Annotated in this window: 13 protein-coding genes; 10 read left to right on the top strand and 3 right to left on the bottom strand. The window is 69.3% G+C overall.

The window, feature by feature from the left end:
• The first annotated feature begins 129 nt into the window (after positions 1–129).
• Positions 130–1242 carry an agmatine deiminase family protein gene (locus tag ABZ412_RS27145; protein WP_357285317.1) on the top strand — a complete coding sequence of 371 codons (1113 nt, stop codon included), beginning with the start codon at positions 130–132 and terminating at the stop codon, positions 1240–1242.
• 19 nt (positions 1243–1261) lie between these two features.
• On the opposite strand, the gene ABZ412_RS27140 is transcribed toward ABZ412_RS27145, so the two are convergent.
• A complete protein-coding gene (locus tag ABZ412_RS27140) occupies positions 1262–1606 on the bottom strand; it encodes a zinc ribbon domain-containing protein YjdM (protein ID WP_357285315.1) in 345 nt (114 codons plus the stop codon).
• A gap of 43 nt (positions 1607–1649) precedes the next feature.
• On the bottom strand, positions 1650–2462 hold the full coding sequence (locus ABZ412_RS27135) for an alpha/beta hydrolase (protein WP_357285313.1): 813 nt from the start codon (positions 2460–2462) through the stop codon (positions 1650–1652).
• Positions 2463–2594: 132 nt separating this feature from the next.
• Here ABZ412_RS27135 and ABZ412_RS27130 point away from each other — a divergent pair, with 132 nt between their 5' ends.
• From ABZ412_RS27130 to ABZ412_RS27115, 4 genes are all read left to right on the top strand, one after another.
• A complete protein-coding gene (locus ABZ412_RS27130) occupies positions 2595–2924 on the top strand; it encodes a metalloregulator ArsR/SmtB family transcription factor (RefSeq protein WP_357285311.1) in 330 nt (109 codons plus the stop codon).
• A 96-nt stretch (positions 2925–3020) separates the two neighbouring features.
• On the top strand, positions 3021–4853 hold the full coding sequence (locus tag ABZ412_RS27125) for a phosphoenolpyruvate carboxykinase (GTP) (RefSeq protein WP_357285309.1): 1833 nt from the start codon (positions 3021–3023) through the stop codon (positions 4851–4853).
• Positions 4829–6493, top strand: a complete 1665-nt coding sequence (locus tag ABZ412_RS27120; protein WP_357285673.1) for a SulP family inorganic anion transporter — start codon at positions 4829–4831, stop codon at positions 6491–6493. The genes ABZ412_RS27125 and ABZ412_RS27120 overlap by 25 nt, the downstream gene beginning before the upstream one ends.
• Positions 6490–6870, top strand: coding sequence for a DUF5313 family protein (locus tag ABZ412_RS27115; RefSeq protein ID WP_357285307.1), 381 nt, complete (start codon positions 6490–6492; stop codon positions 6868–6870). The genes ABZ412_RS27120 and ABZ412_RS27115 overlap by 4 nt, the downstream gene beginning before the upstream one ends.
• Before the next feature lie 12 nt (positions 6871–6882).
• Here ABZ412_RS27115 and ABZ412_RS27110 read toward each other — a convergent pair whose 3' ends face one another.
• Positions 6883–7932 carry an extracellular solute-binding protein gene (locus ABZ412_RS27110; RefSeq protein WP_357285305.1) on the bottom strand — a complete coding sequence of 350 codons (1050 nt, stop codon included), beginning with the start codon at positions 7930–7932 and terminating at the stop codon, positions 6883–6885.
• Between the two features lie 329 nt (positions 7933–8261).
• On the opposite strand from ABZ412_RS27110, the gene ABZ412_RS27105 reads away from it, so the two are divergent.
• The 5 genes from ABZ412_RS27105 (at position 8262) to ABZ412_RS27085 (ending at position 16947) form a co-directional block, all read left to right on the top strand.
• Entirely contained in the window at positions 8262–10505 is a 2244-nt protein-coding gene (locus ABZ412_RS27105) for a bifunctional SulP family inorganic anion transporter/carbonic anhydrase (protein ID WP_357285303.1), read from the top strand.
• A gap of 213 nt (positions 10506–10718) precedes the next feature.
• Positions 10719–12926: a bifunctional SulP family inorganic anion transporter/carbonic anhydrase gene (locus tag ABZ412_RS27100; RefSeq protein WP_357285301.1), complete on the top strand. Its 2208-nt coding sequence runs from the start codon at positions 10719–10721 to the stop codon at positions 12924–12926.
• A 379-nt stretch (positions 12927–13305) separates the two neighbouring features.
• Positions 13306–14112 carry a (2Fe-2S)-binding protein gene (locus ABZ412_RS27095; RefSeq protein ID WP_357285299.1) on the top strand — a complete coding sequence of 269 codons (807 nt, stop codon included), beginning with the start codon at positions 13306–13308 and terminating at the stop codon, positions 14110–14112.
• Positions 14113–14293: 181 nt separating this feature from the next.
• The gene (gene thrS / locus ABZ412_RS27090) at positions 14294–16351 is read left to right on the top strand and encodes a threonine--tRNA ligase (RefSeq protein WP_357285297.1); all 2058 of its coding nucleotides are present in this window, start codon (positions 14294–14296) and stop codon (positions 16349–16351) included.
• On the top strand, positions 16348–16947 hold the full coding sequence (locus tag ABZ412_RS27085; protein WP_357285295.1) for an HIT domain-containing protein: 600 nt from the start codon (positions 16348–16350) through the stop codon (positions 16945–16947). Before thrS ends, ABZ412_RS27085 begins: the two co-directional genes overlap by 4 nt.
• Positions 16948–16979: the final 32 nt, after the last annotated feature.

The raw sequence follows: 16979 nt of genomic DNA, 5'->3' as shown, positions 1-16979 counted from the left end.
GCTCGGGCCGTTCTGTGTGTGGCGGCCGTTTGATCAGCGGGTTCAGTGGATTCAGCGCGCCGGAGAGGGAAACGCCGCGCCGGGCCTTCTTTCAAAGGAGACAGTGCAATGCAAGGACGACGCCGGTTCATGCGATCGGGGATCTTGACTATGGGCGGGCTGCTGCTCGCGGGCTGTGAAGGATCCATCTCGTCGTGGTTCAACGGCGAGCCCTCCACGGGCTCGTCCAATGAGGGGCACTCCGGCGTGATGCCCGACGAGGGCGCCCCGCACAAGCGCACCTGGATGGCCTTCGGTGCGAGCGAAGCGATCTGGGGCCGGCAGTTGCTGCCGCAGGTGCGCGAGAACCTGGCCACCATCGCCTCCACCATCTCCCGCTTCGAGCCGGTGTCCATGCTGGTGCGCCAGGACGAACTCGATCTGGCGCGGCGACTGATCGGCGGCGCGAACGTCGAACTGATCGTGGCCGACCTCGACGATCTCTGGATGCGTGACACCGGACCGGTATTCGTGCACAGCAATCACGGCAAGTCCGGTGTCGACTTCAACTTCAACGGCTGGGGCGGCAAACAGCAGCACAAGCGCGACAGCAAGGTCGCCACCATCGTCGACGGCCGCGCCGGAGTGGAGACCACGCACACCGATCTGGTGCTCGAGGGCGGTGGCATCGAGGTCGACGGCGAGGGCACCGCGCTCATCACCGAATCCTGTGTGCTGAACAAGAATCGGAATCCCGGCTGGAAGAAGGCCGACGTGGAGGCCGAGCTCGACCATCTGCTGGGCATCAAGAAGGTGATCTGGCTACCGGGCATCGCCGGGCAGGACATCACCGACGGCCACACCGATTTCTACGCCCGCTTCGCCCGCCCGGGGGTGGTGGTCGCGGCGCTGGACAATGACGAGGAGTCCTTCGACTACGACGTCACCCGCCGCCACCTCGAGATCCTGCACAACGCCACCGACGCGCAGGGACGGCCGCTCGAGATCGAAACCCTCGAAGCGCCGGTCGATCTGCGCTACCGCGGCGCGGGCGACGACTTCGCCGCCGGATACATCAACTTCTACGTCTGCAACGGCGGCGTCGTCGCCCCGGAATTCGGTGACGCGGAAGCCGATTCGGCCGCCTACTCCACACTGGCCCGGCTTTTCCCGGATCGCCGTGTGGTGCAGATCAATATCGACGCCATCGCCGCGGGCGGCGGCGGCATCCACTGCACCACCCAGCAGGAACCCGTCGACTGACCCGCGCGCGAGGTCCGCTCTAGACCTTCTTCACCACACTGGATTTCAGCTGCATGGCACCGATGCCGTCGACCTTGCAGTCGATGTCGTGGTCGCCGACGCCCTGGACGAGGCGGATATTGCGGACCTTGGTGCCGGCCTTGATGCCGGTGGGGCTGCCCTTCACCTTCAGCGACTTGATCACGGTGACGGTGTCGCCGTCGGCGAGGACATTGCCGACCGCGTCCCGGATCGCGCCGTCCTCGGCCGCCGCCTCGGTCTCGACGGTCCATTCGTGCGCGCACTCCGGGCAGGTGAGCAATCCGCTCACCTCGTAGGTGTATTCGCTGGAACAGGCGGGACAGGGCGGCAGCGAGTCGGACACGATCGGCTCCTCGGCGGGTGGCAGGGACGGAAGTCGGTGGGGCTCAGGCGTGGACGCCGGTGAGGAAGTCGATGATGGTGCTGTTGACCGCCTCGGGCTGCTCCAGATACCCGTAGTGGCCGCACTTGTCGAGCTGCACGTACCGCGCACCCGGAATCGCCTCGGCCACCTCGCGGCCGAACATCGGCGGCAGCATGCGGTCGTCGGCGAACCCGACCACCAGGCTGGGGACGGTGATGCGGGCGTAGTCGGCGAGGCGGTTGCCGGTCCGGTCCATGCGCATCTGCGCGAGCACGCCCGGCCCGGGCGCGACACTCGCCGAGTACTCGAAGATGTCGAGCCACTGCTGCGCGGAGTCGTCGGCCTCGAGGGTGGCGGGGGAGAGGTTCAGCATCGCCTTGACCGCGGCCGCGTACTCCGGCGGCAGCTTCACGCCCAGCTGCTGCAACGCCTGCTCACCCTTGTTCAGCGTGCTGGCCAGGGGATGCGAGCGGCCGGTGGTGGCCAGCATGACGGCCTTGGTCACCAGATCCGGCCGGGCCAGCGCGAGTTCCTGGGTGACGCGGGCGCCCAGCGAGGTGCCGACCACGTGCGCGGGACCGCCGAGCAGTTCGATCAGCGCCGCGGTGTCGGCGACCAGGTCCTCGATCCGCATGCCGTGCGCGCTCTCCTCCGAGGGCGCGATGCCGCGGTTGTCGAAGGTGGCGACCCGGAAACCCGCCTTCACCAGGGCCGGCACCTGGTAGGTCCGCCAGACCCGGCCCGGGCTGCCGGTGCCCATGACGAGGACGACCAGGGGTCCGTTACCGGTGACGTCGTAGTTGAGGCGAATCCCGTTGAGGGTGGCGATGGGCACGTTCGGTCTTCCTGTGGGCGGTCCGGGGACGACCGAACCTAGCATGATTGTCCTGTTTGCTAAACTCTGCAATCACCGGGTCGGGCAGCGCATCCGGATGCCCATCCGCCCTCGGAAGGAGTGGCTCGCGACATGCCAGGACTGCAACGGCCGCTCTATCAAATGAAGGCGGATTTCTTCAAGACGCTCGGCCATCCCGTGCGGATCCGGGTCCTCGAATTGCTGAGCCAGCGTGAGTACGCGGTCTCGGAGATGCTGACCGAGATCGGCGTCGAGGCCGCGAACCTGTCGCAGCAGCTGTCGATTCTGCGCCGCGCCGGGTTGGTCTCGGCCCGCCGCGAAGGACTCTCGGTCACCTACGAACTGACCTCGCCGCAGGTCGCGGAGCTGCTGGCGGTCGCGCGGGCCATCCTCACCGGCGTGGTGACCGGCCAGGCGGAGGCGCTCGAGCACTCCGCGTAGCCGCGGGGGCCCACGGCTTTTCCGGGGGTCCGCCCACCAACTGATTGCATGTTTTCTAAAATAAAAACCTAGTTGTTTCGTGAAGAGAGGTTCGCTGTGCCCGAACGTCCTACCGCCACCGTCGCCCCCACCGTGGCCCCGACCGCGCACCCCGACATCGCGGCCTGGGTCGCCGAGGTCGCGGAGCTGACCGCGCCCGAGCGGATCGTCTATTGCGACGGTTCCCGCGACGAGTGGGACCGGCTCACCGCGGACCTGGTGGCCAAGGGCACGTTCGTCCCGCTGCCCGCCAAGCCCAACTCCTTCTGGTGCGTCTCCGATCCGGATGACGTGGCACGCGTGGAGGACCGGACCTTCATCTGCTCCGAGCGCGAGAGTGACGCCGGACCCACCAACAACTGGGTGGATCCGGTCGACATGCGGACCGTGCTCACCGAGCACTACCGCGGCGCGATGGCCGGGCGCACCCTGTACGTGATCGCCTTCTGCATGGGCCCGCTCGACGCCGGGGAACCGAAATACGGTGTGCAGATCACCGATTCGGAGTACGTGGCGGTCTCGATGCAGATCATGACCCGCTCCGGCGCGCAGGTCTGGGAACAGCTCACCCCCGGCACCGAATTCGTGAAGTGCCTGCATTCGGTGGGCGCGCCGCTGTCGGAGGGCGAGGCCGACGTGCCGTGGCCGTGCGACAAGACCAAGTACATCGCGCACTTCCCCGAGACCCGCACCATCTGGAGCTACGGGTCCGGCTACGGCGGCAACGCGCTACTGGGCAAGAAGTGCTTCGCGCTGCGCATCGCCTCGGTGATCGGCCGTGACGAGGGGTGGCTGGCCGAGCACATGCTCATCCTGAAACTGACTTCGCCGCAGGGGAAGACGCATTACATCGCCGCCGCGTTCCCGTCGTCGTGCGGCAAGACCAACCTGGCCATGCTCGAACCCACCCTGCCCGGCTGGAAGGCCGAGACCGTGGGCGACGACATCGCCTGGATGCGCTTCGGCGCCGACGGTCGCCTCTACGCGGTCAACCCGGAGGCCGGATTCTTCGGCGTCGCACCGGGAACCGGCGCCAAGACCAACCCCAATGCGATCGCCACCATCGAGGCGGGCAACTCCATCTTCACCAACACCGCCCGCACCGACCAGGGCGACGCCTGGTGGGAGGGCCTGACCGAGCAGCCGCCGGCGCACCTGATCGACTGGCGCGGCAACGACTGGACCCCCGAGTCGGGAACCCCGGCCGCGCACCCGAACTCGCGCTACTGCACCCCGATCGAGCAGTGCCCGTCGGTGGCCCCGGAATGGAACGACCCGCGCGGGGTGCCGATCTCGGCCGTCTTCTTCGGCGGCCGCCGCGCCACCACCATCCCGCTGGTCGCCGAGTCCTTCGACTGGGCGCACGGCGTGTTCACCGCCTCGGTGCTGTCCTCGGAGACCACCGCGGCCGCCGCGGGCGCGGTCGGCGTGGTGCGCCGCGACCCCATGGCCATGCTGCCGTTCCTGGGCTACCACGTGGGCGACTACTTCGCGCACTGGCTGGCCATGGGCGCCCGCGAAGGCGCGCAGCTGCCGAAGATCTTCCAGGTCAACTGGTTCCGCCGCAGCGCCGACGGCAAGTTCCTGTGGCCCGGCTTCGGCGACAATGTGCGCGTGCTGAAGTGGGCGCTCGAACGCCTCGACGGCACCGCCGACGCCGTGCGCACCCCCATCGGGTACGTGCCCACCGCGGACGCACTCGATCTCGAGGGCCTGGGCGCGGGCTACCGCGGCCTGGCCGGCGCGGCCCTGGCCGTGGACGTCGAGGAATGGGTGCGCGAGCTGGAATCCATTGACGAGTGGTACGCGAGCATCGGCGGCAACCGCCTGCCCGACGCCTTGCGCGCCGAACTGGCCGCGCTGAAATTACGTCTGGCCGAGGCGCTCTGACCGTGGCCCACCTGCTGCCGAACCGGGCGGACTGGCTGCCCGCCGTGCGCGCCCCGGGCGCGGACCTGCTGGCCGGACTCGTCGTCGCGCTGGTCGCGCTGCCGCTCGCGCTGGGCTTCGGCATCAGCTCCGGGCTCGGCGCGGCCGCCGGACTGGCGACCGCTGTAGTGGCGGGCGCGCTCGCCGCGGTCTTCGGCGGCTCCCGGTTCCAGGTCACCGGGCCCACGGGCGCGATGACCGTGGTGCTGGTTCCGATCTTCCATCGGCACGGAGCGAGCGGGGTGCTGGCCGTGGGGCTGCTGGCCGGGCTCGTGCTGGTGGTGCTCGCGATCGCCGGGGTCGGGCGCGCCGTGCGCTATATGCCCGCCCCGGTGATCGAGGGATTCACCGCGGGGATCGCGGTGGTCATCGCGCTGCAGCAGTTCCCGTCCGCGCTGGGGGTCGCGCACGCGCAGGGCGACAAGGTATGGCAGTCGGCGTGGGACGCGGTGCGGCAGTTCGCCGCCGAACCCGGCTGGGTGTCCCTGGGCACCGCGCTGGTGGTGGCGGCTGTCGTACTGATCGGCGGCCGCTACCTGCCGCGACTGCCGTTCGCGCTGCTCGCCGTGGTGCTGGCGACCGTGGCGGCCAAGGTCTTCCACCTGGACCTGACCCTGATCGGGACCATCCCGTCCGGATTGCAGGCGCCCACACTGAATTTCGTGCACCTGGACCAGCTCGGCGGGCTGATCGCCCCGGCGCTGGCCGTGGCCGCGCTGGCGGCGCTGGAATCATTGCTGTCGGCGACCGCGGCCGACTCCATGGCCGTGGGCACCCGCCACGATCCCGACCGCGAACTGTTCGGGCAGGGCCTGGCCAATATCGCCGCGCCCCTGTTCGGCGGGGTGCCCGCCACCGGGGCGATCGCGCGCACCGCGGTGAACGTGCGCTCGGGCGCGCGCAGCCGGCTGGCCGCGCTCACCCACGCGGTGGTGCTGGCGGGCATCGTCTTCCTCGCCACCGGGCTGGTCGCGGCGATTCCCTTGGCGGCCTTGGCCGGCGTGCTGCTGGCCACCACCGTGCGCATGGTCGAGACCGCCTCGCTGGCCGCCATCGCCCGCGCCTCCCGCGGCGACGCGGCCGTCATGGCGATCACCTTCGGGATCACCGTCGCCCTGGACCTGGTCAGCGCGGTCGCCGTCGGGGTGGGCATCGCGGTGCTGCTGGCGCTGCGCTCGGTCGCCAAAGAGGCCCGGCTGCACCAGATTCCGCTCGACGACGCCGACCACCTGGCCGAGGAGCACGAGCTGCTGCACGACCACATCGTGGCCTACCGCCTCGACGGGCCGCTCTTCTTCGCCGCCGCGCACCGCTTCCTGCTGGAACTGGCCGAGGTGTCGCAGGTGCGGGTGGTCATCCTGCGCATGTCCCACCTCACCGCGCTCGACACCACCGGCGCGCTCACCCTGCGCGACGCCGTCGGCAAGCTCGAGCATCGCGACATCACCGTGCTCATGTCCGGCCTGCGCGAGGACCACCGGCGCACGCTCGCGGCCGTCGGCGCGCTGCCCGGCCCGGGCCACCTGTTCGATCAGACCCCCGAGGCCATCGCGGTCGCCCGCGAACTCGTCTCCCGTCCCGCCGAAAGCAGCCATCGATGAGTACGAACGACACCCCGAATCTCTGGCAGCGCCTGCGCTACATCGCGGGCGGCGCCCTGCCCGCGTCGATGCACCCGTGGGTGATCGAGGATCTGACCGGGCCCGGTGCGGCCCGCCGCTACATGCTGCGCATCCTGATCCCGATCATTCCGCCGCTGTGCCTGTTCCTGCTGATTCCCGGGCCGCTGTGGATGGGGGCGTCGATGATGGCGCTGTTGTACCTGCCGCTCATCTACTTCACCGCGGCGCTGATGTACGTGTTCCGGCGGGCTCGCCTGGCCAAGCACGGCCTGGACCCGAATCTGGCCGATCAGCGCGAACGCGCCCGCGCCGCGGACGCCCGCGCGGCCTACGAGCGGGCGCACGGGCGCGGCTGAGGTCGCGCGGGGTCAGTGCAGGTAGCGCTGGACGAACTCGGCGAGGATCGCGGCGCCGTTGCCCTTGATCTGATCCCAGGAGAACGGCAGCTGTTTGACCTCGGCGTAGGTGCGGGTGCCCGGGGCCACCGGGATGTCGGTGCGGGCGGGAATCATCTTGTGGGCTGCCGAGATCTGCTGGGCCTCGGGGGTGAACATGTAGTCCACCAGGGCTTTCGCGGCGGCGGGGTTCCTGGTGGTGTTCAGGATGAAGACCGGGCGCGGCGTCACGATGGTGCCCGAGGCGGGCGAGATGACCCGCAGTGGAACGCCTTTGGCGGCCGCGTCGTAGGCCGCGTAGTCGACGCCGCCGAGGACCACCGCGCAGCCGTTGCCCGAGCCGACCTCGTCGAGGGCCGGACCGTTGCCGCCGCGTACCACCATGCCGTTGGCGAACAGCGCGTCGAAGACGGCCCAGGTGTCGTCCTTGCCCCACGCGCTGACCATGGCCGCCAGCAGGTCGCGCGCGGTGCCCGATTCGCGGGGGTCGGGCATGATCACCTTGCCGTGGAACTCCGGCGCGGCCAGGTCGGCCCAGTCGTTGGGCAGGCGCGGGGACGCCTCCGTGTTGACCACCATGGTCAGCGCGGACCCGTCGCGGCCCAGGAAGCCGTGATTCTTGCCGATCCACCCGTCGTGCACGCGGTCCGCGCCGCGCGGGGTGTAGGGCAGGGTGCGGCCGTCGAGGTCGTATTGCGCGGCGGGCGTCCACGAGGCCAGGTACACCACGTCGGCGGCCGGACTCGGGCCCTCCTTGTCGAGCTTGGCCGTGATCTTGCCGGTCTCGGCGCTGAACACGGTCACCTTCACCCCCGACGCCTTGGTGAAGGCGGCCACCAGATCGTCGGTGAGGTCCTGCGGATTGGCCGAGTACAGGGTCAGCTCGCCGCGCAGCCCGGGCGGCGCGGTCCACGAACTGGTCGCCGCCGGAACCGTTCTCGGCTCCGGCGGCTTGCCGCAGGCGGCGGTGGAGACGGTCGCGAGGACGACGGCCGCGACGACGACGCGGCGGGGGAGCGACATTCCGCGGGACCCTTTCCGAAGGACCCCGACTCACTCCGGGTTCCACAGCAATCTCGCGCGCACAGTAGGCATCGCTGGCGAACCCGCAGGGTGCATCGGGTGAACAAACGGTGATATCCGATTGGCGCGAGCGCGTGAGCTGTGTCACAGTTTGATAGCGGTTCGCATCAATCGCCGCAAATGCTTTTCGTTCCCTTTGCCTTGTCTTTACGCTTACCCGCGTTCTGCCAAGCGTCGTGGTTCTCCAGCCTCGCCCGCCGCTGCCTCTCGATGCCAGTACATGTTGACCGATGAACCGGGCGGCTCCGCCGTGCCGGCGAAGGAGAAATATGTCCACCGACACCGATCAGCCTCCACGGACGTCGCTTCCCGGTCCCGCGCGTCGGGACTCGTGGGCCACCCTGGTGCGCCACGATCTCCCGGCTTCGCTCGTCGTCTTCCTCGTCTCGCTACCGCTGTCGATCGGCATCGCGGTGGCCGCGGGCGCCCCCGTCGCCGCCGGACTCATCGCCGCGGTGGTCGGCGGGGTGGTCGCCGCGCTCTGCGGCGGCTCGGTGCTCCAGGTCAGTGGGCCCACCGCCTCGCTGACCGTGGTGGTCGCCGAATCCATCAACCAGTTCGGCTGGGCCGCCACGTGTTTCATCACCATGCTGGCGGGCGGACTGCAGATCCTGTTCGGGCTCAGCCGGATCGCGCGCGGCGTGCTCGCCATCGCGCCGGTCGTGGTGCACGCCATGCTCGCCGGGATCGGCATCGTCATCGCCCTGCAACAGGTGCACGTGCTGCTGGGCGGCGACACCCTGACCTCGTCCTGGGCGGCCATCGCCGGGCTGCCGCACCAGCTGGCCTCGGTGAAGGCCGGCGACCTGTGCATCGGGCTGGTGGTGATCGCCATCCTGGTCGGCTGGCAGCACCTGCCCGAACCCGTACGCAAGGTGCCCGCGCCGCTGGCCGCGGTGCTGGTCGCCACCGTGCTGGCCCGGCTGCTGCCGGTGCGCGTCGAGCACATCACCATCGACGGATCGCTGCTGGACGAACTGCGGCTGCCGCAGGTGCCGCACGGCAGCTGGGCCGCCATCGCCCTGATGGCGGTGACCATCGCGCTCATCGCCAGTGTGGAGACCCTACTATCGGCCGTCGCGGCCGACCGGATGCGTCAAAACGCCACTCGCCGAACCGATCTGGACCGTGAACTGATCGGGCAGGGCGCGGCCAACGTGGTCTCCGGCCTGATCGGCGGCCTGCCCGTGGCCGCGGTCATCGTGCGCAGCATCACCAATGTGAAGGCGGGGGCGCGCACCCGGGCCTCGACCATGCTGCACGGGCTGTGGATCCTGCTGTTCTCGGTGGCGCTGGTCGAGGTGGCGCGCTCGATTCCCAAGGCGGCGCTGGCCGGACTGCTCATCGTGGTCGGCGTCCAGCTGATCAAACTGGCCCACATCCGGCGCGCTCAGCGCACCGGCGACCTGGTGGTGTACGCGGCCACCGTGTTCGTGGTGGTGTTCTGGAATCTGTTGCTGGGCATGGTCGTTGGTCTCGCACTCGCCTTCGCGCTGCTGCTGTGGCGGGTGGTGCGGGTGACGGTGACCGCCGAGGAGGTCGGGCTGGGCGGTACCGACGCCGTGCGCTGGCGGGTCACGGTGGACGGCAGCTTCACCTTCCTGGCCTTACCCGAGCTCACCAGTGAACTCGCCAAGGTGCCGCCGAACGCCGATGTGGTGCTGGAGATGACAGTCGACTTCCTGGACCACGCCGCCTACGACGCCCTGCAGGAATGGGTGGACCAGCACCGCGCCGACGGCGGCACGGTCGAGTTCATCGAGGTCGGCGCGGTCCGTATGGCCGATGCCGCGGCGGGTCCATCCGCGCGCGGGCATTCGCGGCACCTGCTCAACGAGGTGCTCGGGCCCTGGCGGCGCACCGCGACCGATGTGGACCCGATCGTCGCGGGTGTGGCGGCCTACCACCGCAGTCACGCGCACGTCATGCGGCCACACCTGGGTGTGCTGCGTGACGGGCAGGAACCGGACTCGCTTTTCGTCACGTGCGCCGACTCGCGCATCGTGCCGAACGTGATCACCAACAGCGGTCCCGGCGATCTGTTCACGGTGCGCAACGTGGGCAATCTGATTCCGCGCGACGCCCAGGACTCGTCCATGGAAGCCGCGCTGATCTACGCCCTCGACAAGCTCGACGTGCGTTCGGTGGTGGTGTGCGGGCACTCCGGATGCGGCGCGATGGGCGCGCTGCACGGTGAACTGGTCACCGGGTCCCGGCTCGACGACTGGCTCGCGCACGCCCGGCCCAGCCTGGATAGGTTCCGGCTCGGGCATCCGGTCGGAACAGCCGCTGCCGCAGCCGGATTCGGTCCGGTCGATCAGCTCGGCATGGTGAATGTGGCGGTGCAGCTGGAGACGCTGTACGCGCATCCGGTGGTGCGGCGCGGGGTCCAGGAGCGCGGGGTGGTGCTGTCGGGGCTGTTCTTCGACATCGCCACGGCGCGGGTGGTGGAGGTCACCGTGGACGGGATCGCGGAGATCGACGGCGTGGGGAGGGTGGCCCAGCCCGCATGAGGCGCGTGTGATTTGGGGTGTTGGTGAGGATTTTCGGGCAAAAGGGGCGTGAATCCGGCAGGATTCACCCCCTTGTTATGTTGGGCGGCAGGTTTTCTCAGACTTTGCTAAGACTTTACCTTTAGCCTGGCCTTTGCTCGTCCGGTGAGTGCGCGGCCAACGCCGTCCGCGGTCTTTATTCGATGCCCCTGTACATGCTCGCTGAGGAGCGATATGTCTCGCGACACCGATTCACCGCCAGGTAGATCCGAAGGCAGGCTCGACAGCCTGCTGCGTCACGATCTGCCTGCATCCCTAGTAGTTTTTCTCGTCGCCTTGCCGCTGTCACTCGGCATCGCGGTCGCCTCCGGCGCGCCCATCGCGGCCGGACTCATCGCCGCCGTGGTCGGCGGTATCGTGGTCGGCCTGCTCGGCGGTTCCCCGCTGCAGGTCAGCGGCCCCGCGGCCGGTCTGACGGTCGTCGTCGCCGAAACCATCACCCAGTTCGGTTGGAAGACGGCATGTTTCATTACCGTCCTGGCCGGTCTGCTCCAGATTCTGTTCGGGCTCAGCCGAATTGCCCGCGCCGCCCTGGCCATCGCACCCGTCGTGGTGCACGCCATGCTGGCGGGAATCGGCATCACCATCGCGCTGCAGCAGCTGCATGTGCTGCTCGGCGGCGCGTCCCATAGTTCGGCCTGGCAGAACGTGATCCAGCTCCCCGGTGAGCTGTCCAGCATCCACGGCGACGACTTCCTGATCGGCGCGGTCGTGATGGCCATCATGTTCGGCTGGAAGTATGTGCCCGGCAAGGTGAAGGTGCTGCCCGGCCCGCTGGTCGCGGTCGTCGTCGGCACCGTGCTGTCGCTGGTGCTGCCCGGCTCCCCGGAGCGAATCGTGTTGAGCGGCTCGCTGTTCGACGCCATCGGCCTGCCCGGAATGCCGTCCGGCAACTGGGGCGCGGTGGCGCTCGCCGCCCTGACCATCGCTCTGATCGCCAGCGTGGAGAGCCTGCTGTCGGCGGTCGCGGTGGACAAGATGCACACCGGCCCGCGCACCAACTTCGACCGCGAACTGATCGGTCAGGGCGCGGCCAACATGATCTCCGGCACCCTGGGCGGCCTGCCCGTCACCGGCGTGATCGTGCGCAGCGCCACCAATGTGCAGGCCGGGGCCCGCTCCCGCGCCTCCGCCCTGATGCACGGCGTCTGGGTGCTGGTGTTCTCGGTCGCGCTGGTCGGACTGGTGCAGCAGATTCCGAAATCGGCGCTGGCCGGTCTGCTCATCGTGGTCGGCGTGCAGCTGGTGAAGCTGGCCCACATCAAGCTGGCCCGGCGCACCGGCGATCTGCTGGTGTACGTGGTGACCGTGCTCGGCGTGGTGTTCCTGAACCTGCTCGAGGGCGTCATCATCGGCCTGGTCCTGGCCTTCGGGCTACTGCTGTGGCGGGTTGTCCGCGTGTCGGTGACCGCGGGCGAGGTCGCCGGCACCGATCGCTGGCTGGTCAGCATCGACGGCACCTGCACCTTCCTGGCGCTGCCGAAACTGTCCGCGGAACTGGGCAAGGTCCCGACCGGCGCGAACGTGCTGGTCGAACTGACCGTCGACTTCCTCGACCACGCTGCCTACGAGGCCATCCACGACTGGGCCGGCCAGCACGAGAACACCGGCGGCACAGTCGAATACGTGGAACTCGGCACCGCCCGCATGGCGCACGCCCTGACCGGGCCGCCGGTCCGCGGCCGCGCCCGCACCCTGCTCGACGACGTTCTGCGACCGTGGCGCGAGGACGACGGCAACCCGATCACCCACGGCGTGGCCGCCTTCCACCGCCGCAACGCCCACGTGGTGCGCCCGCACCTCGACGAGCTACGCGACGTACAGAACCCGCACTCGCTCTTCCTGACCTGCGCGGATTCGCGGATCGTGCCCAATGTGATCACCAATACCGGACCCGGTGACCTGTTCACGATTCGCAATGTCGGCAACTTCGTGGTCCCCGGCGGCCGCGACACCTCCATCGAGGCGGCGCTGTCGTTCGCCATCGAGGAACTGCGCGTCGACAATGTCGTGGTGTGCGGCCACTCCGCCTGTGGAGCGATGAAAGCCCTGGTCGCGGGCGGGCCCACCGGCCCGGGCCTGGGCAACTGGCTGGTCCACGGCCGCGCCAGCCTGGACCGCTTCCACCCCGACGACCCGGTCGCCGCCGCGGCCGCCCGGGCCGGATACGGCGTGGACGATCAGCTCTCCATCGTCAACGTCGCGGTGCAGCTGGACACCCTGCGGGCCCACCCCGTGGTCCGGCGCGCCATAGCGGAACACGGCCTGCAGATCAAGGGCCTGTTCTTCGACATCGGCACCGCCCGGGTGCTCGAGGTGACCTCGGCGGGCATCCGGGAGATCGACGCCCCCGAGCTATCGGCCTTGGCGCACACCCACTGATCGACCCACACCACACGGTGGCGCGGGCATTCCATTCGGGATTGCCCGCGCCACCGTACTTTTCGGTGCCGTGGATCATGAAGGGCCAGCAGGCGGGCGAGCCCGCACGGCCGCATGGTCGGGCCGACTGGCCCTTCGTGATCGGTGTCCTCCGCTGGCGATCGGTGTGGCCCGAGGAACGCCGCATCGTCCTCGGGTGCGTTCGCCTGGCGCGTCGGCCGGGCGGTTCGGCACGCGCGCCGTACGCTGAGCGCGCCTCGTGGAATCGCGGGCTGATCGGGTGCGCGGAAGGCTCGCGGGGGAGCGGTCCACTTCGGCGCCCAAACGTGACATCGTGGGTAGTAATCACCGTGAACGGCCGGATCGGAGTCGAATGGAAATGGTTGCGCAGCCCCCCGTTTCACAGGCCCTCGTGCCGGGCACCGACCTGCTACGGCCGGAGTGGCTGGCCGAACGGATCGCCGACATGGGGATCTCGTGGGGGACTGCCGACTCGCGGGTCTCGGGCACCCTGTGGTGGTGCATGGCCGCGTCGTCCCTGGTGGACCCGATCGTCGCGGCGATCGCCAGCGATGCGCCCGCCTTCGACCCCGCGCTCGAGCACATCGTGCTCGAGATCCGGCCGGACGGCGGCGTCGAGCGCGTGCTGGGCGAACCGCACGGCTACCGGATCGCCGCCCACCTGCTCGCCCTCGGATCGGACGCGGTGGCGGCCCCGGACGTGGTCGCCGCGTCGATCGTGGATCCGCTGATGCCCGCGCCTACCGGTGACACCGAGTCCGAAGTCCACGCCGCCGACCTCGAAGGCTGCGCCTCGGGGCCCGAAAGCGGCTGCGCGACAGCATCTGTCGGGCACGCGCTGCGCCATACCCTGTCCCGGGTGATCCCGGTGGTCGCCGAGGTGTCCGGCGCGGGCGTGGCCTCACTGTGGGCGATCGTGGCCGATGCCATCGGCAACCGCGCCCTCGACATCGGGGCCGAGGAAGCGGGCGCGCGACTGGCCCGCGACGTGGCCGGGCGCCTTCCGGTGCCCCGCTTCCAGGACGTCGGCGGCCGCACCTTCGTCCGCCGCATTTCCTGCTGCCTGGTCTTCGAGGTCCCCGGCTGCACCATGTGCACCAGCTGCCCCAAACGCCCCGCCGCCGAGCGTGAGGTCCTGCTCGCCGAGGTCGCCGCGCGCGGCTGACGGCGCGGGCGGGGCCGAACACCCTGGGGCGCAGGGGTGGTCCATCGGCGCGCGGGGACAACCGTGCCGATAGAGTGGTGGCCGCCGGGGCTCTGCCCTTCACGAGGGGGGTGCCCGGTCGTCATGTCCAACCTGTACGGCGGATGGATCGCCGCCGTGAAACGCCTAGGAGTGTCCAGCCGTGACCACCTCACCCCAGCAGACCCCAGCCGCCCGCGTCCGGGTCACGGCTGGGACTACCGCCGGGGCCGCGGTGCGGGAGGCGGACCTGCCGAGCAAGGGCCCGGGCGCGGTGCTCGTGGTGCGGGACGCGGACGGCGCGTTGAAGGATCTGACCTGGGTGCCGGAGCTGGACACCGAGGTGGAGGTCGTGACCGCCGATTCGCCCGACGGCCGCAATGTGATCCGGCATTCGGCCGCGCACGTGCTGGCGCAGGCCGTGCAGCAGGAGTTCCCCGAGGCCAAGCTGGGCATCGGCCCGTACATCAAGGACGGCTTCTACTACGACTTCCAGGTCGACCGTCCCTTCACCCCCGAGGATCTGGCCAAGCTGGAGTCCCGGATGAAGAAGATCATCAAAGGCGCGCAGCGGTTTTCGCGCCGGGTGGTCGAGATCGACGAGGCCCGGGTCGAACTGGCCAAGGAGCCGTTCAAGCTGGAGCTCATCTCCGACAAGTCGGGCATCGACGATCCGGAGGTCATGGAGGTCGGCGGCAAAGAGCTGACCATCTACGACAACCTGGATCCGCGCACCGGCGAGCTGATCTGGGCCGACCTGTGCCGCGGCCCGCACCTGCCGACCACCAAGTACATTCCGGCGTTCAAGCTGACCCGCTCCTCGGCCGCCTACTGGCGCGGTGACCAGTCCCGCGAGGATCTGCAGCGCATCTACGGCACCGCCTGGGAGTCCACCGAGGCCCAGGACGAGCACCTGCGCCTGCTGGAAGAGGCCGAGAAGCGCGACCACCGCAAGCTCGGCCTGGAACTGGACCTGTTCTCCTTCCCCGACGAGCTCGGCTCGGGCCTGCCGGTGTTCCACCCCAAGGGCGGCATCATCCGCAAGGAGCTCGAGGACTACTCGCGTCGCCGCCACACCGCCGCCGGCTACGAGTTCGTCAACACCCCGCACATCACCAAGGGCCACCTCTTCGAGGTCTCCGGTCACCTGGACTGGTACCGCGACGGCATGTTCCCGGCCATGCACCTCGACGCCGAACTCAATGAGGACGGCACCGTGCGCAAGCCCGGCCAGGACTACTACGTCAAGCCGATGAACTGCCCGATGCACAACCTGATCTTCCGGTCGCGCGGGCGTTCCTACCGGGAACTGCCGCTGCGCATGTTCGAGTTCGGCTCGGTCTACCGCTACGAGAAGTCCGGCGTCGTGCACGGCTTGACCCGGGTGCGCGGCATGACGCAGGACGACGCGCACATCTACTGCACCAAGGAGCAGATGCACGCGGAGCTCACCTCCACGCTGCAGTTCGTGCTCTCGCTGCTGCGCGACTACGGCCTCGACGACTTCTACCTGGAGCTCTCGACCAAGGACCCGAAGAAGTTCGTGGGTTCCGACGAGCTGTGGGAGGAGGCCACCGAGACCCTGCGCAAGGTGGCCACCGACTCCGGTCTGGAGCTGGTCCCGGATCCGGGCGGCGCCGCGTTCTACGGCCCGAAGATCTCCGTGCAGGCCAAGGACGCCCTGGGCCGCACCTGGCAGATGTCGACCATCCAGCTCGACTTCAACCTGCCCGAGCGCTTCGAGCTGGAGTACACCGGCTCCGACGGCGCCAAGCACCGCCCGGTCATGATCCACCGCGCGCTGTTCGGTTCCATCGAGCGCTTCTTCGGCGTGCTCACCGAGCACTACGCGGGCGCGTTCCCGGCGTGGCTGTCGCCGGTGCAGGTGGTGGGCATCCCGGTCGCCGAGGCGTTCGCCGAGCACCTCGATCGCGTGATCGAGCAGTTGCAGGACAACGGGATTCGCGCCGAGCTCGACCGTAGCGACGACCGCATGCAGAAGAAGATCTTCAACCAGACCGCGCAGAAGGTGCCGTTCATGCTGCTGGCCGGCGCGCGCGACGTGGAGGGTGACGCGGTCAGCTTCCGCTTCCGCGACGGCACCCAGGTCAACGGTGTGCCGGTGGCCGACGCGGTCGCCACCGTCGTGGACTGGGTGCAGCGGCGGGAGAACAGCTCGCCGACCGCGGAGGGTTTCGAGATCCGCAAGGCGGGTCGATGAGCGAAGCATTCGTACCCGTGCCCGAGCAGATCGTGGACACCGGTGCGGGAGATCCGGATCGCCTGCAGCGGTTGTGGACCCCGTACCGGATGTCCTACATCACCGGCGAGGCCGAGGATCGCGACACCGCGGCCGAGTCGAAGGCCGACGCGCCCAAGAAGACCGGGCACCCCTTCACCGACATCCCCGAGATGTCGGACGAGGACGGGCTGATCATCGCGCGCGGTGAATCGGTGTACGCGGTGCTGAACCTGTACCCGTACAACCCCGGCCACATGATGGTGGTGCCCTACCGTCGCGTCGCCAACCTGGAGGACCTGACCGCCGCGGAGAGCGCCGAGCTGATGGCGTTCACCCAGCAGGCGATCCGGGTGATGAAGCAGGTGTCGCGGCCCGAGGGCTTCAATGTCGGGCTGAATCTCGGTGGCGTTGCCGGGGGTTCACTCGCCGATCATCTGCATCAACATATCGTGCCGCGCTGGAGTGGGGACGCGAACTTCATTACCGTCGTCGGCGGAGTGAAGGTGATGCCGCAGCTGCTCCGGGAGACCCGGGCGCTGCTGGCACAGGCGTGGAAGGAAGCGGATTCGGCATGAGCGGGTCAGGCCCGGAGGCGGTAGCGAAGCGT

This window comes from Nocardia sp. NPDC005746 (assembly GCF_040630785.1).
Classification (GTDB): Bacteria; Actinomycetota; Actinomycetes; order Mycobacteriales; family Mycobacteriaceae; genus Nocardia.
The sequence above is the reverse complement of the archived record's forward strand: the minus strand, read 5'-3'. Positions and strand labels throughout refer to the sequence as shown.